The following is an 18,114-nucleotide window of genomic DNA, read 5'->3' on the forward strand; positions in this document are numbered from 1 at the left end:
GAAGACAAACCGAATGACACGAGCCTTCGGCTGTAACAAGATGATGGTGGAGGTGTAAGGTATGGCGGATGTTTTCGACCGCATTGCAGATTGGCTGCAAAAGCTGGCCTTTTTTGATGCTGATCTTGGTGGACTAGTCGAGCAGTTAAGTAACAGGCTGATCGATGGTGGCGTGCCGGTCACGCGTGTTTCCTTGGGCCGTCTGATGATGCACCCTGTAATTGGATTACTCGATGCAACGTGGGATGCATCGAACCATCGAATTGAATGGACCGTTCTTCCACGCAGTTCTGTAACGGCTGATCTCTTCGACAAAGCACCCTTCGGAGAGAATTCGAAATTGGCCAATGAGATTGCGAAACAGCACTTTAATGAGGAAGTTTGGGACTTGGCGGACGGACTTACCAACGGCACAATCAAGTTTCCTTTCATGCGAGCAAATCTGACTGACCAAGCGACCCGTGACAAATTTCCGCTATTCCGAAAACTCGCTGAAGCAGGTGTCACCGACTATGTCGTATGCAGTGCACCATTCGGCAATCGTACCGTTGTCTTTGACGGAAAGATGGAGTGGGCTTTGGGCGCGTCAGTGTCTTTTGCTACAAAGCGTCGTTCTGGCTTCACAGATCGTGAGGTAGATGGTCTGTCGCGGCTATCTTTACCTTTGCTTGGTGCAGCGCGTGTACTGTCAGAGCAGTTCTTGGCAGCTGAGTTGATGGAGGTCTATCTAGGCAAGTTGTCCGGGCGATCCGTACTGAACGGTCAAATAGCCCGGGGAGATGTCAGCATAATTGACTGTGCTCTATTGTTCAGCGATATGCGCGGCTCTACGGCTTTGAGCCAGCGCTTGTCTTCGGAAAAATATGTCGCGACGGTTAACCAATTCTTCGATTGTGTCGGTGGGGCGGTACACGATCACGGCGGAGAGGTTCTTAAATTCGTTGGCGATGGGTTGCTTGCGATCTTTCCTTTTGATGGTCAACGAAGACTACCCGAAGACATGTGCGAAGCAGCCCTGTCCGCGGCACGTGAAGCGTTCCAAAGGAATGAAGAACTTGATCCATCAGACCGTGCTGAATTTGGGGTTGGATTGCACACTGGGGCGGCTGTCTACGGGAATGTTGGCACTGAAAAGCGTTTGGATTTTACGGTAACTGGCCCATCAGTCGCGATAGCCAGCAGGTTAGAGGGCCTGACGCGAAAATTGGAGGCGCGGCTTTTAGCAACGGGTGATTTTGTGAACTTGGTATCTGAAGAGCCGAAAAAATTGGGGCGGCATTCTTTGCGGGGTTTTGAGGAAGACTTAGAAGTCTTTTCTTACGAAATTTTCACATAACGCTGAATTGTGTTAGGCGAATGGCAATCATTCGTTTAGGCGCGGGTACTGGAATGAAACCGGTCAGCTTTGACCTCAAAGCGGGCAAACATGATCGTAAGCATGAAAAAAGCCCCCGCAAACAGCGGGGGCCTTTCAATTCTAAAAGAGGCTGCGCTTAGCCGCGCTCTTCGATGATCTCAACCAGATGCGGGATCTTGTTGACCATGCCGCGAACCGAAGGCGTATCCTCCAGCTCACGGGTGCGGTGCATCTTGTTCAGGCCCAGACCGATCAGGGTTGCGCGCTGTTCGGCGGGGCGGCGGATCGGGGAGCCGATCTGCTTGACGACAATGGTTTTTGCCATGGTACGCTACTCCTTACGCTTCGGCTTCAGCCGGTGCTTCGTCCCGCTTGGGCAGGATGTCGGCAACTTTTTTACCACGACGTGCGGCAACCGAACGCGGGCTCTGCTCTTTCTGCAGGCCGTTGATGGTGGCGCGGATCATGTTGTACGGGTTCTGCGAGCCCAGCGACTTGGACACAACGTCCTTCACGCCCAGCATTTCGAACACAGCACGCATCGGACCACCGGCGATGATACCAGTACCTTCAGGTGCGGTGCGCATAACCACTTTACCAGCGCCGTGACGGCCCTCGATGTCGTGGTGCAGAGTACGACCTTCGCGCAGCTGCACGCGGATCATCTGACGCTTGGCTTGTTCAGTCGCCTTGCGGATGGCCTCAGGTACTTCTTTCGCTTTACCTTTGCCAAAGCCCACGCGGCCTTTCTGATCGCCGACAACCACCAGAGCGGCGAAGCCAAAGCGCTTACCACCTTTTACGGTTTTCGACACGCGGTTGATTGCGACCAGACGATCTGCAAATTCCGGTGCTTCTTCACGGTCGCGGCCACGGCCCCGACGGTTTTCACGTTCTGCCATTTGGCATCCCTTTTCTCATATGGCGTTTGTGACGCCGTTTTCTTCAATCGAAGTGAGCGTGAACGCCCCCCGATCATCGAGGCGAGATAACCCGCCTTCAGGTGCCGAAGCCGGGCTGAAGCCCGGCCTACAGCGATGTCGTAGGCAGGCCGGGCCTCAGCCCGGCGCACCATCAGATCTTCAAACCACCTTCACGCGCGGCGTCGGCAACTGCCTTCACCTTGCCGTGGAACAGGAAGCCACCACGATCGAAATAAGCCTCTTCGACGCCTGCCTTCTTGGCACGCTCGGCGATGGCCGCGCCCACTTTGGTGGCCGCTTCGACGTTGTTCTTGCCAACAACACCCAGATCTTTTTCCAGGGTCGAGGCTGCGGCCAGGGTCACGCCACGAACGTCGTCGATCAGCTGAACGCTGATGTTCTTGTTCGAACGGTGAACCGACAGGCGTACGCGGCCCGCGTTGACTTTGCGAAGTTTGTTCCGAACGCGCAGGCGGCGCTTCAGAAACAGGGTTCTTTTGCTGTTTGCCATTGTCTGCGTCCTTACTTCTTCTTGCCTTCCTTGCGGAAGATGAACTCGCCCTTGTAGCGGATGCCCTTGCCTTTGTACGGCTCGGGACGGCGCCATTCGCGAATTTTGGCCGCGACTTCGCCCACCTGCTGCTGGTCGATACCTTCCACAACGATTTCGGTCTGCTTCGGCGCGGTGATGGTCACACCTTCCGGAGCAGTGAAATCAACATCGTGGCTATAGCCCAGGTTCAGCTTCAGGGTGTTGCCCTGCATCTGAGCCCGGTAACCAACACCCTGGATCTCCAGCTCTTTTTTGAAGCCTTCGGTCACACCGGTTACCAGGTTGGCAACCATGGTGCGGCTCATGCCCCACTGCTGGCGGGCACGCTTGGACATGCCACGGGGGTCGATTTTGACCACGTTGTCTTCAACCGACAGCGTCACGTCGTCGGTGGCGGTGAAGCTACGGGTGCCTTTCGGACCTTTGACTTCGATGGTCTGACCCGACACAGAGGCAGTAACGCCGCTGGGCAGCTCGACCGGTTTTTTACCAATACGAGACATTGCAGACCTCCTTAGAAGACGGTGCAGAGCACTTCGCCGCCAACATTGTTGGAGCGAGCGTTTGCGTCCGACATCACACCTTTCGGAGTGCTGACAATCGACACGCCCAGACCCTGACGGACCTGCGGGATGTCATTGACGCCCATGTAGACGCGACGGCCAGGTTTCGAAACCCGCTTCAGTTCGCGAATGACAGGGGTGCCTTCGTAGTATTTCAGGCTGATTTCGATGGCCGGATGACCGTTTTCACCGGTCGTGTTTTCGTAGCCACGGATGTAACCTTCGTCCGCCAGCACGTCCAGAACCCAACCGCGCAGTTTGGATGCGGGTGTGGAAACGGTGGACTTGCCGCGCATTTGCGCGTTGCGGATACGGGTGAGCATATCGCCGATAGGATCATTCATATCTATGTCTCCCTTACCAGCTCGATTTCACCATGCCGGGGATCTGACCAGCAGAACCCAGCTCGCGCAGCGCGATACGGCTGACCTTCAGCTTACGGTAGTAAGCGTGGGGACGACCGGTCAGCTGACAACGGTTGTGCAGACGGGTAGCCGAGCTGTTGCGCGGCAGTTTCGCCAGTTTCAGACGCGCCTTGAAACGCTCTTCCATCGGCTTGCTCTCGTCATTCGCGATTTCTTTCAGCTCGGCACGCTTTGCGGCATATTTGGCCACCAGGCGTTCGCGCTTCTTCTCGCGTTCGATCATTGCTTTCTTAGCCATGTCTCAATCCTCCCGGCGCTTACGCGTTGAACGGCATGTTGAACGCTTTCAACAATGCCTTTGCTTCAGCGTCGGTTTTCGCTGTGGTGGCAATTACGATATCCAGGCCCCAGACCTCGTCGACCTTGTCGAAATCGATTTCCGGGAACACGATGTGCTCTTTCATGCCCATGGCAAAGTTGCCCTGACCATCGAAAGACGGCTTAACACCGCGGAAGTCACGAATACGCGGCATCGCGATTGTGATCAGACGATCCAGGAATTCGTACATCCGGTCACCGCGCAGGGTCACTTTCGCGCCCAGCGGCATGTCTTCACGGACGCGGAAACCCGCGATCGACTTCTTCGCCTTGGTTGCAACAGCCTGTTGGCCAGCAATTGCAGTCAGATCTTCGACAGCAGCTTTCGCTTTCTTCGAGTCCTTGACCGCCTCAGCACCACAACCGATGTTCAGAACGATTTTGTCCAGCTTGGGCAGCTGCATGTCGTTCTTGTAGCCGAACTCTTCTTTCAGAGCGGCACGGATGGTCTCAACGTACTGAGCTTTCAGACGCGGGGTGTAGGTTGCGGAATCAAGCATCGATCACGTCCCCTGTGGTCTTGGCGAAGCGGACCTTCTTGTCACCTTCCATGCGGAAGCCAACGCGGGTTGCTTTGCCGTTCTTGTCCAGCAGCGCCAGATTCGACAGTTGGATCGGGTTTGCCTGGGGCAGACGACCACCTTGCGAAGTTTGCGACTGACGGGTGTGACGGATGGCAATGTTGATGCCTTCGACAACAGCTTTACCGGCTTTGGGATCAACCGAGGAAATGGTTCCCTCTTTGCCCTTGTCCTTGCCGGCCAGCACGACGACCTTGTCGCCTTTGCGGAGTTTAGCAGCCATGATTACAGCACCTCCGGAGCCAGCGAGATGATTTTCATGAAGTTCTTGCCGCGCAGTTCACGAACAACGGGGCCAAAGATACGTGTACCGACTGGCTCGTTGTTGTTGTTCAGGATGACGGCGGCGTTGCGATCGAAACGGATCGCGGTGCCGTCTTCGCGACGGACTTCCTTGGCGGTGCGTACGACGACGGCCTTACGGACGTCCCCTTTCTTTACGCGGCCGCGCGGGATGGCTTCCTTCACCGAGACGACAATGATGTCGCCGACGGAGGCGTATTTACGCTTGGAACCACCCAGGACCTTGATGCACTGAACTCGGCGTGCGCCGGAGTTGTCAGCGACATCCAGATTGGTCTGCATCTGGATCATGTGGTTTCTCCCGACCTGTGGGGGCTGGTCTAGTTAGATCCCCCAGGGTTTCGACAAATGGGAAAATCCCGGAAACTTACGCTTCCAGAACTTCCCAACGTTTCGTCTTCGATTTCGGCGCGCATTCGATGATGCGGACTGTGTCGCCGACCTTGAAGGCGTTCTTTTCATCGTGAGCCCGGTATTTCTTGGACTTACGGATGGTTTTCTTCAGAACCGGATGCGTAAAGCGGCGCTCGACGGATACGGTTACGGTCTGTTCGTTGGCGTCGCTGGTCACGGTGCCTTGCAGGATACGCTTGGGCATCTGATTACTCCTCGGATGCCGCTGCAGCGGCCTTTTCGTTCAGAATGGTTTTGACACGGGCAGCATTGCGGCGAGCCGCTTTGATACCAGCAGTGTTTTCCAGCTGACCGGTTGCCTGTTGAAAGCGCAGGTTAAAGCTTTCTTTCTTCAGGTTGGCCAGTTCCTCGCGGAGCTGGTCCGGGGTCTTGTCACGCAGTTCTTGGGCGTTCATCGCCTTTTTCCTTTGCTCAAAACACCAGAAGGCCCCCTGACAGGGTCACCTTGGACCTGGTGGATGAATGATAGACATACGAATCGCCCGACAACGCCGGGAGATCGCAGGATGCCGCCGTATAAGGGTTTGGGGGGTGCGTGGCAAGAGGAAGTTTGGCGGAGCTGCGTTAAGTTATCACGATCTAAATTGATCAGCCCGCGCACGCCTTAAAGGCCGCCCACGAGACATAGAGTGCCACAGTCAATATCATCACCCATAAACCAACTTCAAATCTTGGCAAAAGATGCAGATGCGACCGCCACAAGGCTGCCAAAAGGCTCTCTTTGAATTTCCATCCAGAGCGGCGCAAAGTGATCAAGTAAAGAACGAGAAACCCACCCCAGAAAAACGGCGAACCAGCACTCACGGCCTCGCCGATGCAGGAGTCACTCCCACTTGTAGTTAAAGCTGACACTGATCCGCTCTTCCTCGGCCATGTTCATCGGCACCTCGTGGCGCAACCAGCTTTCCCACAGCAACACGTCCCCGACTTGCGGCTTCATGTAAATGAACGGCTGCAAATCCCGCCGACCACCTTTGATCCGCGTCGGCGCAGCCATCATGCGACCCGAACGCGGGTCTTCCAGTTTCAGCGCGCTCGCCCCTTCGGGCATCGCCACATAGGTTGTGCCCGAGATGACGCTGTGCGGGTGCAAATGGCTGGAGTGCATGCCGCCCTCAGGAAGGATGTTGATCCACAGGTCTTCCAGCTTTAGCTCACCCTCGCCCAGATCAAACTCTAGATCCTTGGCAAAGGACGCCACGTGCTGATCCAATGCGGCGACCAGATCGGCAAAGATCGGGAACCGCCATGGTAGGTCGGTAAGCGAGGCGTAACTTGTATAGCCGGGATAGCCGTTTTCCTCGCACCATTCCTGCCCGGCCTCATCATCCTCGGCGATGACAATGCACGAGCTTTCCAACTCCTCCGCGTCGATCTTGGGATCGAACTCGGACAAGGTTGCGCGATAGAGACGGGTAACGAAGAGTGATTCAATCTGTGCCATGTCCCGGCTATAGCCCAGCCGGGACGCAAGCGCGAGACCAGCCGCCCCAGAAAAGCGGCTGGTCGGGTGCCTTAAAAAAAGTAGCGCAGCCAGATATAGACGTTGGCGATCATCAGGGTCAGGATCATGATCGGAAAGGCCATGATCGCGAATTTGACAAAACCGATCGGCTGTTTGGCTTTCTCGGCAAAGGCCGCAACGGTCAGGTTCGCGCTGGCGCCCAACAGGGTCCCGTTGCCACCCAAACAGGCACCCAGAGCCAGCGACCACCACAGCGACTCGATCGCATCCGGGCCGCCGAATGTGTCAGCGGTGGATTCAATCAGCGGGATCATCGTGGCAACAAAAGGGATGTTGTCCAGAATTGCCGACAGAATGCCCGACGCCCAGAAGATGAAGAACGCGGTCCACATCATGTCACCTTCGGTCAGTTCCAGCACCTTCTGGCCGAAGAACTCCAGCAGCCCCACATGCTCGACACCTGCGACAATCACGAACAAGCCACCGAAGAAGAAAATCGTGATCCATTCGACCTCACCAAAAATATGGTGCACGGACTCGGATTGCTCTTCACCGCTTTGGTGACCGTAGGCCAACAACATCAACAACCCAGCCCCAGCCAGCGCGGAAGTCCCCGGTTGGATGCCGTAACCATGGCCAAGCGTAAAGCCCAGAAGAACCAGCGCCAGAACAGACAGGGATTTGATCATCAGGCGAACGTCCGTGATCGCCTCGTCTTCGTTGAACCGCATGATCTTTTCGCTGGCCGACTTGGGAATGGCGGTCAGAGTACGCCGGTTCATCAGGTAAATGATCCCGGTCAGCACAACCAGACAGATGGCTGATATCGGCGCCAGGTTCACCACGAATTCATTGAAACTGAGCCCGGCGGCCGAGCCGATGATGATGTTGGGCGGGTCACCGATCAGGGTCGCCGTCCCTCCAACATTCGACGCCAGAATTTCGGCGAAGAAAAACGGAAATACAGGCGTATCCAGCGCGTCCGTGATCAGCAAGGTTATCGGGGCAATCAGCAGAACGGTCGTCACGTTGTCCAGCAGAGCAGAGAAGACCGCGGTAATCAGGGTCAGCATGATCAGGATACCCGTAGGGTTGGCCTTGACCACCTTGGCCGCCTTGATTGCGACGTACTGAAACAAGCCGCACTTACTGGTGATACCCACAATCACCATCATGCCGATCAACAGGGCCAGGGTGTTGGCGTCCACCCCTTCCACGGCCTGTTCTTGATTAAGGATGCCAAAAAGCACCATCAATGACGCCCCCAGCATGGCCAAAATTGCGCGATTAACTTTTTCGGAAATCAGGACAGCATAAACAGCAATCAGAATACCGGTGGCGATCCAAAGGGGATCAATTCCCAACAGTTGAGGGACAGAGAACGCGTGTTCTCCGTGCGAAACGGAATGGTTGGTCAAGGGTCTGATCCGGTATTTAGGGGTTAACTTAGCGCGTGTTCAATCAGCGAATTGGGGCTGACTGTGCCCACAAAATGATTGGTATCGGGCTCAACAAGGAAGACGTGGCGCTTGAATTTGTGGATCAGGAAAATGCCTTCCATGACCGGAGTGTCTGGCGCGGTCACTGGAATATTTGCGGGTTCAGACATGTGATCCCCGACCCGTTCTTCGTTCAGACGCTTAATCTGCTCTCCGAAGTCCTCTTTGGTCAGGTCCATGAAGCTGAGATTTGCGATCGGCACACGGGCCGTTTCAGAGCTGACGCCAATCCGTGCGGCTTGAGGCAAGATCATCTTGATGAGCGTTGGAGCGGTAAACACGCCCTGAAAGCTTCCGTCGTCGGAAACCACAGGCAGGAACCGGGCCCGGCTGTCGCGAATGATCTCGAACGCCTTTGCGACGGTATCATCGGGATGGATTGTCTTCTGAATTTCTGGGGGGACCATGACGTCCCTGCAAGTAAGGCCCATTCGTGCTCTCGGTCTTTCAACGGGGTGGCAAAGCCAGGATATCATACGCGCTCAAACCAAGTTGAGGGATTGAACTGCCCAAGCTTTGATCGGGAATAAGTGTGGGGACTTCTTTTCACCAGATCAGGGGATTTTCCACCCCTGAGCTGCATGATTTTTGCAATGCCGTTATTGAATTTCGGAAACAACACACTGGTCGCTCATCGCAAACAGCTAAAACGAAAAAGGCCCCCGCCGAGTGTTCGGCAGGGGCCATGTTCTTTGGGGTCTCCCCAGACTGTTTACCAGTCTTCGCGAACCACGACGCGGGTCTTGATCGGCAGCTTCATCGCGGCCAGGCGCAGGGCCTCGCGGGCGATGTCGTCATTGACGCCATCGATCTCGAACATCACGCGGCCAGGCTTGACTTTGCAGGCCCAGCGGTCGACCGAACCCTTACCTTTACCCATACGAACTTCGATCGGCTTGGCCGTGACCGGAGTGTCGGGGAAGATGCGGATCCAAACACGACCCTGACGCTTCATGTGGCGCGTCATGGCACGACGTGCAGCTTCGATCTGGCGTGCGGTTACACGCTCAGGCTCAAGAGCCTTCAGGCCGTAGGTGCCAAAGTTCAGATCAGAGCCACCTTTGGCGAGACCCTTGATCCGGCCTTTGTGCATCTTGCGGAATTTAGTACGCTTTGGTTGAAGCATATCTTTCCCTCCTTAGCGACGACCGCCACCAGCACCACGAGGTGCAGGGCCGTCCTGGAGTTCCTGTGCTTTACGGTCACGTGCCTGCGGATCGTGCTCCATGATCTCACCTTTGAAGATCCAGACCTTGATCCCGATGATCCCGTAGGGGGTCATCGCTTCGGCATGTGCGTAATCGATGTCGGCACGCAGGGTGTGCAGAGGCACGCGGCCTTCGCGGTACCACTCGGTCCGTGCGATTTCGGCGCCGCCCAGACGACCAGCGACGTTCACCCGGATACCCAGGGCGCCCATGCGCATGGCGTTCTGAACCGAGCGCTTCATGGCGCGACGGAACGAAACACGACGTTCCAGCTGCTGAGCGATGGACTCGGCAACCAGCTGCGCGTCTAGCTCGGGCTTGCGCACTTCGACGATGTTCAGGTGCAGTTCGCTGTCGGTCATACGAGCAAGCTTTTTGCGCAGAACTTCGATGTCCGCACCTTTCTTGCCGATGATGACACCGGGACGTGCGGTGTGGATCGTAACGCGGCACTTCTTGTGCGGACGTTCGATGATCACACGGGCAACACCGGCCTGCTTGCACTCTTTGTTAATGAACTCACGGATTTTGAGGTCTTCCAGCAGAAGATCACCGTAGTCCTTGGTGTCGGCGTACCAGCGGCTATCCCAGGTGCGGTTGACCTGTAGGCGCATGCCGATCGGATTTACTTTATGACCCATTAGGCTTGCTCCTCAACTTGACGCACCTTGATGGTGATCTCCGAGAACGGCTTCATGATCTTGCCGAAACGACCACGGGCACGCGGACGACCGCGCTTCATGACCAGGTTCTTGCCAACCCATGCTTCGGCGACGATCAGCTCGTCAACGTCCAGGTTGTGGTTGTTTTCAGCATTCGCGATTGCGGACTGCAGGCACTTCTTGACGTCCTGCGCGACACGCTTGTTGCTGAAAGTCAGGTCGGTCAGAGCCTTCTCAACTTTCTTGCCGCGGATCATTTGCGCAACCAGGTTCAGTTTCTGCGGGCTGGTGCGAAGCATACGGGTTTTCGCCATTGCTTCGTTTTCAGCCACGCGGCGGGGGTTCTTTTCCTTGCCCATGACTTACTTCCGCTTCGCTTTTTTGTCTGCGGCGTGGCCATAATAGGTACGGGTCGGCGAGTATTCACCGAACTTCTGACCGATCATGTCTTCCGAGACGTTGACGGGAATGTGCTTCTGGCCGTTGTACACACCAAAGGTCAGACCCACGAACTGGGGCAGAATGGTGGAACGACGCGACCAGATTTTGATGACTTCGTTGCGGCCCGACTCGCGCGCTGCTTCGGCTTTTTTCAGCACGTAAGCATCGACGAAAGGACCCTTCCAAACAGAGCGAGACATAGATTAACGTCCCTTCTTCTTGGCGTGCCGCGAGCGGATGATCAGCTTCTGGGACGCTTTGTTCTTGTTGCGGGTACGCTTACCCTTGGTGTCCTTACCCCACGGTGTAACCGGCGTACGGCCACCCGAGGTACGACCTTCACCACCACCGTGCGGGTGATCGATCGGGTTCATTGCAACACCACGAACCGACGGACGAACGCCCTTGTGGCGCATACGACCGGCTTTACCGAGGTTTTGGTTGCTGTTGTCGGGGTTGGACACGGCACCAACGGTGGCCATGCATTCCTGACGGACAAGACGCAGTTCACCCGAGCTCAGACGGATCTGAGCGTAGCCGCCATCGCGGCCAACGAATTGCGCGTAAGTACCGGCCGCACGTGCGATCTGACCGCCTTTGCCAGGCTTCATCTCGATGTTGTGGACGATGGTACCAATGGGCATGCCCGAGAACGGCATTGCGTTGCCCGGCTTGATGTCGGCTTTTGCCGACGAGATGACCTTGTCACCAACAGCCAGACGCTGCGGAGCCAGGATATATGCCTGCTCGCCGTCTTCGTATTTTACCAGTGCGATGAATGCGGTCCGGTTCGGGTCATATTCGATCCGCTCGACGGTTGCCGCGACATCAACTTTGTTCCGTTTGAAGTCAACGATCCGGTAGAGACGCTTTGCGCCACCGCCGCGGCGGCGTGAAGTGATCCGTCCGGTGTTGTTCCGGCCGCCCGATTTGGTCAAACCCTCAGTGAGAGACTTGACCGGACGTCCTTTCCAAAGCTCCGAACGGTCGATCAGCACCAGCCCGCGCTGGCCCGGCGTCGTCGGCTTGTACGACTTGAGTGCCATGCTTTCTGTCTTCCGTTTAGCAAGTGCAGGGGATTTCCCCGCTATGTGATAGGCCCCCGTAGGTGCCAAGGGTATAGGGCCCCGAAGGTCCCCGGTTACAAATATCCGAGGCCCCGGAACGAATCCGAGGCCGCAAGATTGGGAGCGTTTAACAGGGTTGGGGGTGGGTGTCTATAGCATAAGGCAGATTTCTAATCTGGTCGCCTAAAACATGCTCAGGCAACTTTTCGCGTCAGTGGAAACAAGTCTCTTATATCGTATTAATAACAGCGATGTCATTTCCAAACTATCGGAGACCTGGCCGCCAATGTAGTTGGCCAAGTGCTTCATGATTGATCGGCAACGCCAATTGCGGGAGGTCATTGTCGTATCTACGCCATCAACGACAGCCGCTTGGGTGCTTACGCTTCACATCCAATGTTCATTATATTCAGTTTTCCTGATCTGTATTAACGAAATCAGCAGACATAAAGCCTTCAGTTCTAGACCGGAGTCATTTCTGCGGAGGAGATCATGTCTTGTAAGTCTATTTCTGTAGCTTTAGCCCTTATATGCGGACTTGCGTCAGCGTCATGCACCGGATTGAGTTACGCCATGGAAACCTATGGCGAAGTCAAGCCAGTGAATTTTGACGCCTATGGGCGAACCTGGCGGGTTTTTGACAAATCGGAAAGCGGTTTGATTATGCTGACACCAAGCGTAGGCGACGCCGCAATTGCCGGCGCAGCCGAGGGTGCAACATTGGGCTTGGCTGGCAGCATGGATGCAACTCAGTTGGTCTTTCAGTCTGCTGCCAAAGATTATCTCGCGTCTACTGGTCGGAATTGCCAGATTCTGGCAGCTCGCTTAGTGGTGGACCCTCAGTGGGAGTTTTCCTATGCGTGCTGAGTTAGAGTTGGCAATGTTTTCACCAAAAAGAGAACGCAATGCGTCTCTCAGTATTCGGAATATCGGCATAATACTTTGTTCTTCTGCGGTAATCTCAGCCTGCGCTGAACAACCTAGCTCGATCATACCAGTCGCGATGGGCGATGTTTACGCGAATGTACCTTGCAACAAGGCGAGAGAGCTCTATCAAAAAGAAACTGCAAAAGTCCCTGGGTTGATTGCTGGGCAAAAACAGGCCGTTACAGGTGACGCAGTAGGAGTATTTTTGATTGGTGTTCCGGTTTCCAGCCTCTCAGGTGATGATCTGGAAGGTGAAATTGCCGTTACTAAAGGCAAAATTGCTGCCCTTGCAGTGCGGCTCGATGTTTGCGGAACACCGCCACCCGCAATCGTCTGGGACTGATTTGAACGCGAGTGTTTAGAGCCTATTACATGGCTCCATTCGCTCAAAGTTTTGTGCCCCGCTCAAAACCTGTACAATCAGCTTGGATACCCGTTCACCAAACCGAGTCTTCTCTGGAAACCAGATGAAGGGAGAAATTGTATTACTAAGTTGTAGCCCTGTTCCAGATTAAAATAAGTTCCTGCACAACACCACTAGAGCTGCCAAATCTAATACTCACCCCAAAGAACGCCTGCGGCAAAGCGGCTCGGCTTCCACCGCGATCCGCTGTTTAAGTTTGATATGCCCCAGCACCTCGCGAAAGGCGCGGTGTTTGGGTTTGCCTTCCAGATAATCCGCCAGTTTGAGCAGGTTGATCTGGTGTTTCGAAATCAACGCCTCGATCCGCTGCACCGCGTCGTCCAACTCATAGTGATCCACGTACTAACAGGCCACTTGCGTGGGTGTCAGCAGGCAGTAGTCTTGAGGGCGTTTTTCAGTATAGCGTGCGATGTCGAAGGGCGACGCGCCGAGAGCATGAAACTTGGGGATGTGCACGCGCATATCGGCCTCGGCGTGCTCCAAAACCGTCCCCGAGGTATGGTGGAACCCGAGCGGACCAAGTTTGCCGACCACGTGCTTGCGCATCGCCGGAGAGACCATGTCCACATCCGCCCGGTCGTATTTCAGATCATCGAAGACCGACAGAAGCCCTAGCTTCTCATCTGTGATCTGGAAATAGGGCCCGGCGCTGAACGCCCGCATCTGCTCCAGCACCTGCGCCCGCACAGTTTCAGGGTCTGAAACGAAATCGGCCCCGGCGGGTTGAACCGCCGAGGCCGTGAATAGTCGCACTAAGCGTCCGATCAGAGACCGGTGCTCACGTCGATGGTGTTCCCCTCTTCGAGGGTCACATATGCTTTTTTGACGTCTTTCCGACGACCCAGCTGGCCGCGGAACCGCTTGACCTTGCCCTTGGTCACGGTGGTGTTCACCGCTTTGACCTTCACACCAAACAGCGCCTCAACGGCCTCTTTGATCTGGGGCTTGTTGCTGTCGATCGCCACTTCAAAGACAACCGCGCCGTTTTCGGACGCCATGGTCGACTTTTCAGTAATGATCGGCTTGCGGATCACGTCGTAATGTTCTGCCTTCGCGCTCATTTCAGACGAGCCTCCAGTGCTTCGACAGCCGCTTTGGTGAGCACCAGGGTGTCACGCTTGAGGATGTCATAGACGTTTGCGCCCATCGACGGCAGGATATCCAGACCTTCGATGTTCTTGGACGCTTTCAGGAACCCTTCGTTCACGGTCGCGCCGTCGATGACCAGAGCGCGTTTCCAGCCCAGGTTTGCAACCTGTTTGGCCAGAGCGGCAGTCTTGCCTTCGGCTTCGGCGTTCTCGATCACAACCAGCTCACCTGCTTTGGCTTTGGCCGACAGAGCGTGGCGCAGGCCAAGCTTGCGGAACTTCTTCGGCAGGTCGTGGCCATGCGAACGCGGGGTCGGGCCTTTGTAGATACCACCCTTGCGGAAGATCGGCGCGTTACGGTCACCATGGCGTGCGCCACCGGTGCCCTTCTGGCGATAGATCTTCTTGGTCGAGTAGCTGGTTTCCGAGCGGGTCTTCACCTTGTGGGTGCCAGCCTGCGCGTTGTTGCGCTGCCAACGGACCACACGGTGCAGGATGTCCGCGCGCGGCTCGAGGCCGAACAGGTCAGCATCCAGCTCGATGTTGCCGGCTTTGCCGCCGTCCAGTTTGATTACATCAAGTTTCATGCTTCACCACCTTCCGCGGGAGCTTCTTCCGCAGGTGCTTCAGTTGCGGCACCTTTTACGGCTGCCGGGAAAGGCAGGCCTTCGGGTGCTTTCTTCTTGACGGCGTCCTTGACGGTGACCCAGCCCGATTTCGGTCCGGGAACGGCGCCTTTGATGAAGACCAGGTTCCGGTCGGCGTCGGTTTTGACGACTTCCAGGTTCTGGGTGGTTACACGGGCAGCACCCATGTGACCGGCCATCTTCTTGCCTTTGAAAACCTTGCCCGGATCCTGACACTGACCGGTCGAACCGTGCGAACGGTGGCTGATCGAAACACCGTGCGAGGCGCGCAGACCACCGAAGTTGTGGCGCTTCATCGCACCGGCAAAGCCTTTACCGATCGAGGTGCCCGAAACGTCAACTTTCTGACCTTCCAGGAAGTGTTCTGCCGAAATCTCGGCGCCCACTTCGATCAGGCCGTCTTCGGAGACGCGGAACTCGGCCAGCTTACGCTTAGGCTCAACCTTGGCAGCGGCATAGTGACCGCGCATGGCTTTCGAGGTGCGTTTTGCCTTGGCAGCACCGGCGCCCAGCTGAACAGCGGTGTAGCCGTCTTTGTCAGCGGTACGCTGTGCAACAACCTGCAGGTTGTCCAGGTGGAGAACGGTCACAGGGATCTGCTTGCCGTCTTCCATGAACAGGCGGGTCATGCCGACTTTTTTTGCGATAATACCAGAGCGCATAATCTATACCCTCCGATCTTACGACTGCAGCTTGATCTCGACGTCCACACCAGCAGCGAGGTCGAGCTTCATCAGCGCGTCAACGGTCTGGGGGGTCGGATCAACGATGTCGAGCAGACGCTTGTGCGTACGGATCTCGAACTGGTCGCGGGATTTCTTGTCAACGTGAGGGCCACGGAGAACCGTGAACTTCTCAATCTTGTTCGGCAGCGGGATCGGGCCGCGCACGTTCGCGCCGGTCCGCTTGGCAGTGTTGACGATCTCTTGCGTGCTGGCATCCAGAACGCGATAGTCAAATGCCTTCAGCCGAATACGGATGTTTTGGCTTTGCATATTAACAGCCTTTTTTAGGCGTTGAGGTTGAGAGGAGGACAGACGCGCATCGCCAACCCTCTTCGAACCCAAAAGGCGGGAATCACCCCGCCTTGACGTTCTTATTGAGAACTCGCGCGTATTAGTGGGGTTGGTGCGGTTTGGCAAGAGGCAAACGCCATAAAGACAACCCTCTTATTGATCGTCAGACATGCGGTTGCTTAACCATGGATCTTCAACCTTCATGCCTTGATAAACTGCGTGCAGGAAAAGATGAGCAATCACAGGGTCATTTGAAAATGGCGAGAATTGCAGGTTGCCTTCTTTGACTTCCTCTACGGCTTCATAGACGACCTCGTCGCCCTTTACCGTCAAGAGCACTTTGAGTTCGGCCAATGTCTCTGGGTCAACTGCCGTGGGATCGTCTGACAAGATTACAAAATCTGCCACTTTCCCCATTTCGATCGAGCCTTTTTCGTTCTCCTCGAAATGCTGCCAGGCGGGCCAGATTGTCATGGCTTTCAAGGCGGTCATGACACTAACCCTTTGATGCGGGCCCAAAATGTCGCCGGACCGAGTGCGCCGGGTGACGGTTGCGGCCAGGACCCGCATACTGTCCGGAAAGGCCACCGGGGCATCATGATGCGTGCCAAACATCATGTCACGCTCGCGCAGCCACCCGGTCGGCGAGATGTTGTCCGCATTCACCGGCCCAACCGTGTGGTCCCGGTGCCAGTCGCCCCAATAGAATGTGTGCATCGGGAACAGGGATGGGAAAACACCCAACCGCTTAAAGCTTGCGACCTGATCCTCCCTTAGAAACTGCCCGTGAATAAGAACTGGGCGGTTACCGGGGTCGCCATACTTGATCTGCGCTTCTTCTAAGGCCGCAATAAGCATGTCAGATGCGCCTTCGCCATTGGAATGAACGAGAATTTGGAAACCGTTCTCAAAACACCAGTTCACCGCGTCTTGGAGTTGCTCCATCGTGATGGCGGCGTATCCCGCATACCCGGGAACATAGTTCCCTACCGGATCGTAATAGGGTCGATCCCTCAATGCTGTGAACCCCTGAGGCGAGCCGTCAATCGTAAGCTTGCAGCCCCCGACCCGGACACGGTTTTCATAGTTCCTAGACGTGTTCGCGCCGATAAAATCCCGCGCCTCAAGAACATCCGGAAACGCGACTACGTCAATGGGAAGCCCGTCTTCGGCGGCAACCTTCCTCAGAACCTCGACAATTTCGCCAGATGAGCGACCTTCTTGTCCGGTCGTATACCCAAATTTGGCCCAAAGCTGTGTGCCCGCTTTGGCAAATTCTGCCAGACCATCTTCACCCAGATTTCCCAACATGGGTACAAGGACCGAAAAGAAAGCGTACTCTTCCAGCACACCGTTCGGCTCACCAGTCTCGTCACGTTGAATTACACCGCCCGGAGGAGCCTCGGAAGCGGCAGTGATGCCAGCCAGTTCCAAGGCTTTTGAATTCGCGACACCCAAGTGCCCGGATTGATGAACGATTATGACAGGAAATTCCTCAGAAACCTGGTCCAGCTCTTGCCGTGTTGGGTGGCGAAGCTCCTTTAGCTGGGCATTGTCGTAGCCGAAGCCAATGATCATTTTAACCTGTTCGACAGCCTGCGCATTCTCGTCGGCCCAACTTGAAAGCGTGGATTGCAGACTTGCGATATCAACCACCTCTCCATCCGGCGGCGCGAGAAGGTTCGCAGACAAAGCCTGCAAGCCCCCCATGACGACATGCCCATGGCTGTCGACGAAACCCGGAAGCATCGCCCGCCCTTCCAAGTCGAAGGTTTCGGTTGCGCTCCCTTGATGGGCCGACACATCAGAAAGCGCTCCCACCGCAAGAATGCGCCCATCTTTGACTGCGACAGCTTCGGCTGACGGAGCCGCGTCGTTCATCGTAACGATTGGTCCCCCGAGATAAATCCTATCCGCGGTTTCTTGCGAGGATGCCGAGGTAGATAAGCAAGCAACAGCCGCGACAAGACAAACTGAACGAGCCGAGAAAAGCATCTTATGACCTCTTTTTAATTGCAATTTGTTAATAAGAATGAAGCTAGCACCTCAGGTAGCTTAGGCAAAAAAGAAAAAGGCCGCTCCTTTGGGAGCGGCCTTTCTTAATTCATAACCGAGTTGCTCTCGGCAGATTTTCCTTTGGAAAATCGCCTGTCGCAACCAGGCGCGACAAGCGCGCCCTATTCGATGATTTTCGACACAACGCCGGCGCCAACGGTACGGCCGCCTTCACGGA

General features: G+C 55.7%; 29 protein-coding genes. 3 read left to right on the forward strand and 26 right to left on the reverse strand.

The window, feature by feature from the left end; all coding sequences use genetic code 11:
• Positions 1 to 61: 61 nt before the first annotated feature.
• Positions 62 to 1,336 (forward strand): adenylate/guanylate cyclase domain-containing protein, encoded by a 1,275-nt coding sequence (locus GOV88_RS15585; RefSeq protein ID WP_171126029.1) that lies wholly within the window; start codon positions 62 to 64, stop codon positions 1,334 to 1,336.
• 157 nt (positions 1,337 to 1,493) lie between these two features.
• On the opposite strand, the gene rpmD is transcribed toward GOV88_RS15585, so the two are convergent.
• The 19 genes from rpmD to rplB all read right to left on the reverse strand — a co-directional run bounded on the left by rpmD (position 1,494) and on the right by rplB (position 11,758).
• Positions 1,494 to 1,682: a 50S ribosomal protein L30 gene (gene rpmD, locus GOV88_RS15590; protein ID WP_074736195.1), complete on the reverse strand. Its 189-nt coding sequence runs from the start codon at positions 1,680 to 1,682 to the stop codon at positions 1,494 to 1,496.
• A 13-nt stretch (positions 1,683 to 1,695) separates the two neighbouring features.
• Entirely contained in the window at positions 1,696 to 2,259 is a 564-nt protein-coding gene (gene rpsE, locus GOV88_RS15595; protein WP_170356677.1) for a 30S ribosomal protein S5, read from the reverse strand.
• 172 nt (positions 2,260 to 2,431) lie between these two features.
• Positions 2,432 to 2,791 carry a 50S ribosomal protein L18 gene (rplR, locus tag GOV88_RS15600; protein ID WP_170356678.1) on the reverse strand — a complete coding sequence of 120 codons (360 nt, stop codon included), beginning with the start codon at positions 2,789 to 2,791 and terminating at the stop codon, positions 2,432 to 2,434.
• A gap of 11 nt (positions 2,792 to 2,802) precedes the next feature.
• The gene (rplF, locus tag GOV88_RS15605) at positions 2,803 to 3,336 is read right to left on the reverse strand and encodes a 50S ribosomal protein L6 (protein WP_170373361.1); all 534 of its coding nucleotides are present in this window, start codon (positions 3,334 to 3,336) and stop codon (positions 2,803 to 2,805) included.
• 11 nt (positions 3,337 to 3,347) lie between these two features.
• On the reverse strand, positions 3,348 to 3,740 hold the full coding sequence (rpsH, locus tag GOV88_RS15610; RefSeq protein WP_155148687.1) for a 30S ribosomal protein S8: 393 nt from the start codon (positions 3,738 to 3,740) through the stop codon (positions 3,348 to 3,350).
• A gap of 13 nt (positions 3,741 to 3,753) precedes the next feature.
• Positions 3,754 to 4,059 (reverse strand): 30S ribosomal protein S14, encoded by a 306-nt coding sequence (gene rpsN / locus GOV88_RS15615; protein ID WP_010437098.1) that lies wholly within the window; start codon positions 4,057 to 4,059, stop codon positions 3,754 to 3,756.
• 19 nt (positions 4,060 to 4,078) lie between these two features.
• The gene (gene rplE / locus GOV88_RS15620) at positions 4,079 to 4,639 is read right to left on the reverse strand and encodes a 50S ribosomal protein L5 (RefSeq protein WP_171126026.1); all 561 of its coding nucleotides are present in this window, start codon (positions 4,637 to 4,639) and stop codon (positions 4,079 to 4,081) included.
• Complete coding sequence (rplX, locus tag GOV88_RS15625) at positions 4,632 to 4,943, reverse strand: 50S ribosomal protein L24 (protein WP_170356681.1); 312 nt, start codon at positions 4,941 to 4,943, stop codon at positions 4,632 to 4,634. Before rplX ends, rplE begins: the two co-directional genes overlap by 8 nt.
• Positions 4,944 to 4,945: 2 nt before the next feature.
• Entirely contained in the window at positions 4,946 to 5,314 is a 369-nt protein-coding gene (gene rplN / locus GOV88_RS15630) for a 50S ribosomal protein L14 (protein WP_008757934.1), read from the reverse strand.
• Between the two features lie 76 nt (positions 5,315 to 5,390).
• Complete coding sequence (rpsQ, locus tag GOV88_RS15635) at positions 5,391 to 5,621, reverse strand: 30S ribosomal protein S17 (protein WP_068340771.1); 231 nt, start codon at positions 5,619 to 5,621, stop codon at positions 5,391 to 5,393.
• Between the two features lie 4 nt (positions 5,622 to 5,625).
• The gene (gene rpmC / locus GOV88_RS15640; RefSeq protein ID WP_010437082.1) at positions 5,626 to 5,832 is read right to left on the reverse strand and encodes a 50S ribosomal protein L29; all 207 of its coding nucleotides are present in this window, start codon (positions 5,830 to 5,832) and stop codon (positions 5,626 to 5,628) included.
• 428 nt (positions 5,833 to 6,260) lie between these two features.
• Positions 6,261 to 6,881 (reverse strand): 2OG-Fe(II) oxygenase family protein, encoded by a 621-nt coding sequence (locus GOV88_RS15645; RefSeq protein WP_171126024.1) that lies wholly within the window; start codon positions 6,879 to 6,881, stop codon positions 6,261 to 6,263.
• A gap of 71 nt (positions 6,882 to 6,952) precedes the next feature.
• Positions 6,953 to 8,320, reverse strand: a complete 1,368-nt coding sequence (locus GOV88_RS15650) for a sodium:proton antiporter (RefSeq protein ID WP_174834560.1) — start codon at positions 8,318 to 8,320, stop codon at positions 6,953 to 6,955.
• Positions 8,321 to 8,343: 23 nt separating this feature from the next.
• On the reverse strand, positions 8,344 to 8,808 hold the full coding sequence (locus tag GOV88_RS15655) for an HPP family protein (protein ID WP_171126023.1): 465 nt from the start codon (positions 8,806 to 8,808) through the stop codon (positions 8,344 to 8,346).
• A gap of 305 nt (positions 8,809 to 9,113) precedes the next feature.
• Positions 9,114 to 9,527, reverse strand: a complete 414-nt coding sequence (gene rplP, locus GOV88_RS15660) for a 50S ribosomal protein L16 (RefSeq protein WP_058283513.1) — start codon at positions 9,525 to 9,527, stop codon at positions 9,114 to 9,116.
• Between the two features lie 12 nt (positions 9,528 to 9,539).
• On the reverse strand, positions 9,540 to 10,250 hold the full coding sequence (gene rpsC / locus GOV88_RS15665) for a 30S ribosomal protein S3 (protein ID WP_008758042.1): 711 nt from the start codon (positions 10,248 to 10,250) through the stop codon (positions 9,540 to 9,542).
• On the reverse strand, positions 10,250 to 10,630 hold the full coding sequence (rplV, locus tag GOV88_RS15670; protein ID WP_039538267.1) for a 50S ribosomal protein L22: 381 nt from the start codon (positions 10,628 to 10,630) through the stop codon (positions 10,250 to 10,252). Before rplV ends, rpsC begins: the two co-directional genes overlap by 1 nt.
• A gap of 3 nt (positions 10,631 to 10,633) precedes the next feature.
• On the reverse strand, positions 10,634 to 10,912 hold the full coding sequence (rpsS, locus tag GOV88_RS15675; RefSeq protein WP_005980699.1) for a 30S ribosomal protein S19: 279 nt from the start codon (positions 10,910 to 10,912) through the stop codon (positions 10,634 to 10,636).
• A gap of 3 nt (positions 10,913 to 10,915) precedes the next feature.
• Entirely contained in the window at positions 10,916 to 11,758 is an 843-nt protein-coding gene (gene rplB, locus GOV88_RS15680; protein WP_171126021.1) for a 50S ribosomal protein L2, read from the reverse strand.
• A 594-nt stretch (positions 11,759 to 12,352) separates the two neighbouring features.
• On the opposite strand from rplB, the gene GOV88_RS15685 reads away from it, so the two are divergent.
• Positions 12,353 to 12,646: a hypothetical protein gene (locus tag GOV88_RS15685; protein WP_171240999.1), complete on the forward strand. Its 294-nt coding sequence runs from the start codon at positions 12,353 to 12,355 to the stop codon at positions 12,644 to 12,646.
• The gene (locus GOV88_RS20505) at positions 12,636 to 13,049 is read left to right on the forward strand and encodes a hypothetical protein (RefSeq protein WP_171241000.1); all 414 of its coding nucleotides are present in this window, start codon (positions 12,636 to 12,638) and stop codon (positions 13,047 to 13,049) included. The genes GOV88_RS15685 and GOV88_RS20505 overlap by 11 nt, the downstream gene beginning before the upstream one ends.
• 216 nt (positions 13,050 to 13,265) lie before the next feature.
• On the opposite strand, the gene GOV88_RS15695 is transcribed toward GOV88_RS20505, so the two are convergent.
• From GOV88_RS15695 to GOV88_RS15725, 7 genes are all read right to left on the reverse strand, one after another.
• Positions 13,266 to 13,469, reverse strand: coding sequence for a hypothetical protein (locus GOV88_RS15695; protein ID WP_171126015.1), 204 nt, complete (start codon positions 13,467 to 13,469; stop codon positions 13,266 to 13,268).
• A gap of 3 nt (positions 13,470 to 13,472) precedes the next feature.
• The gene (locus GOV88_RS15700) at positions 13,473 to 13,883 is read right to left on the reverse strand and encodes a hypothetical protein (protein WP_171241001.1); all 411 of its coding nucleotides are present in this window, start codon (positions 13,881 to 13,883) and stop codon (positions 13,473 to 13,475) included.
• 11 nt (positions 13,884 to 13,894) lie between these two features.
• On the reverse strand, positions 13,895 to 14,191 hold the full coding sequence (locus tag GOV88_RS15705; RefSeq protein WP_008757532.1) for a 50S ribosomal protein L23: 297 nt from the start codon (positions 14,189 to 14,191) through the stop codon (positions 13,895 to 13,897).
• Positions 14,188 to 14,805, reverse strand: coding sequence for a 50S ribosomal protein L4 (rplD, locus tag GOV88_RS15710; protein WP_170694153.1), 618 nt, complete (start codon positions 14,803 to 14,805; stop codon positions 14,188 to 14,190). The genes GOV88_RS15705 and rplD overlap by 4 nt, the downstream gene beginning before the upstream one ends.
• Complete coding sequence (gene rplC / locus GOV88_RS15715; RefSeq protein ID WP_171126011.1) at positions 14,802 to 15,527, reverse strand: 50S ribosomal protein L3; 726 nt, start codon at positions 15,525 to 15,527, stop codon at positions 14,802 to 14,804. Before rplC ends, rplD begins: the two co-directional genes overlap by 4 nt.
• 18 nt (positions 15,528 to 15,545) lie before the next feature.
• Positions 15,546 to 15,860 (reverse strand): 30S ribosomal protein S10, encoded by a 315-nt coding sequence (rpsJ, locus tag GOV88_RS15720; RefSeq protein ID WP_008756422.1) that lies wholly within the window; start codon positions 15,858 to 15,860, stop codon positions 15,546 to 15,548.
• Between the two features lie 174 nt (positions 15,861 to 16,034).
• Positions 16,035 to 17,762 (reverse strand): amidohydrolase, encoded by a 1,728-nt coding sequence (locus GOV88_RS15725; RefSeq protein WP_371808256.1) that lies wholly within the window; start codon positions 17,760 to 17,762, stop codon positions 16,035 to 16,037.
• Positions 17,763 to 18,114: the final 352 nt, after the last annotated feature.

Origin of the sequence: Ruegeria sp. HKCCA5491 (genome assembly GCF_013034565.1) — a bacterium.
Lineage (GTDB): Bacteria > Pseudomonadota > Alphaproteobacteria > Rhodobacterales > Rhodobacteraceae > Ruegeria.

Bases quoted from the DNA above. Each gene is read 5' to 3' on its own strand.
- rplF (WP_170373361.1), bottom strand. From the start codon at position 3,336: ATGTCTCGTATTGGTAAAAAACCGGTCGAGCTGCCCAGCGGCGTTACT.
- rplN (WP_008757934.1), bottom strand. From the start codon at position 5,314: ATGATCCAGATGCAGACCAATCTGGATGTCGCTGACAACTCCGGCGCA.
- rpsQ (WP_068340771.1), bottom strand. From the start codon at position 5,621: ATGCCCAAGCGTATCCTGCAAGGCACCGTGACCAGCGACGCCAACGAA.
- rplR (WP_170356678.1), bottom strand. From the start codon at position 2,791: ATGGCAAACAGCAAAAGAACCCTGTTTCTGAAGCGCCGCCTGCGCGTT.
- rplC (WP_171126011.1), bottom strand. From the start codon at position 15,527: ATGCGCTCTGGTATTATCGCAAAAAAAGTCGGCATGACCCGCCTGTTC.
- GOV88_RS15725 (WP_371808256.1), bottom strand. From the start codon at position 17,762: ATGAACGACGCGGCTCCGTCAGCCGAAGCTGTCGCAGTCAAAGATGGG.
- GOV88_RS15585 (WP_171126029.1), top strand. From the start codon at position 62: ATGGCGGATGTTTTCGACCGCATTGCAGATTGGCTGCAAAAGCTGGCC.
- rpmC (WP_010437082.1), bottom strand. From the start codon at position 5,832: ATGAACGCCCAAGAACTGCGTGACAAGACCCCGGACCAGCTCCGCGAG.
- GOV88_RS15645 (WP_171126024.1), bottom strand. From the start codon at position 6,881: ATGGCACAGATTGAATCACTCTTCGTTACCCGTCTCTATCGCGCAACC.
- rpsS (WP_005980699.1), bottom strand. From the start codon at position 10,912: ATGTCTCGCTCTGTTTGGAAGGGTCCTTTCGTCGATGCTTACGTGCTG.
- GOV88_RS20505 (WP_171241000.1), top strand. From the start codon at position 12,636: ATGCGTGCTGAGTTAGAGTTGGCAATGTTTTCACCAAAAAGAGAACGC.
- rplB (WP_171126021.1), bottom strand. From the start codon at position 11,758: ATGGCACTCAAGTCGTACAAGCCGACGACGCCGGGCCAGCGCGGGCTG.
- rplE (WP_171126026.1), bottom strand. From the start codon at position 4,639: ATGCTTGATTCCGCAACCTACACCCCGCGTCTGAAAGCTCAGTACGTT.
- rpsJ (WP_008756422.1), bottom strand. From the start codon at position 15,860: ATGCAAAGCCAAAACATCCGTATTCGGCTGAAGGCATTTGACTATCGC.
- rplP (WP_058283513.1), bottom strand. From the start codon at position 9,527: ATGCTTCAACCAAAGCGTACTAAATTCCGCAAGATGCACAAAGGCCGG.
- rpsN (WP_010437098.1), bottom strand. From the start codon at position 4,059: ATGGCTAAGAAAGCAATGATCGAACGCGAGAAGAAGCGCGAACGCCTG.
- GOV88_RS15705 (WP_008757532.1), bottom strand. From the start codon at position 14,191: ATGAGCGCGAAGGCAGAACATTACGACGTGATCCGCAAGCCGATCATT.
- rplX (WP_170356681.1), bottom strand. From the start codon at position 4,943: ATGGCTGCTAAACTCCGCAAAGGCGACAAGGTCGTCGTGCTGGCCGGC.
- rplV (WP_039538267.1), bottom strand. From the start codon at position 10,630: ATGGGCAAGGAAAAGAACCCCCGCCGCGTGGCTGAAAACGAAGCAATG.
- rpsE (WP_170356677.1), bottom strand. From the start codon at position 2,259: ATGGCAGAACGTGAAAACCGTCGGGGCCGTGGCCGCGACCGTGAAGAA.
- rpsC (WP_008758042.1), bottom strand. From the start codon at position 10,250: ATGGGTCATAAAGTAAATCCGATCGGCATGCGCCTACAGGTCAACCGC.
- GOV88_RS15685 (WP_171240999.1), top strand. From the start codon at position 12,353: ATGGAAACCTATGGCGAAGTCAAGCCAGTGAATTTTGACGCCTATGGG.
- rplD (WP_170694153.1), bottom strand. From the start codon at position 14,805: ATGAAACTTGATGTAATCAAACTGGACGGCGGCAAAGCCGGCAACATC.
- GOV88_RS15655 (WP_171126023.1), bottom strand. From the start codon at position 8,808: ATGGTCCCCCCAGAAATTCAGAAGACAATCCATCCCGATGATACCGTC.
- rpsH (WP_155148687.1), bottom strand. From the start codon at position 3,740: ATGAATGATCCTATCGGCGATATGCTCACCCGTATCCGCAACGCGCAA.
- rpmD (WP_074736195.1), bottom strand. From the start codon at position 1,682: ATGGCAAAAACCATTGTCGTCAAGCAGATCGGCTCCCCGATCCGCCGC.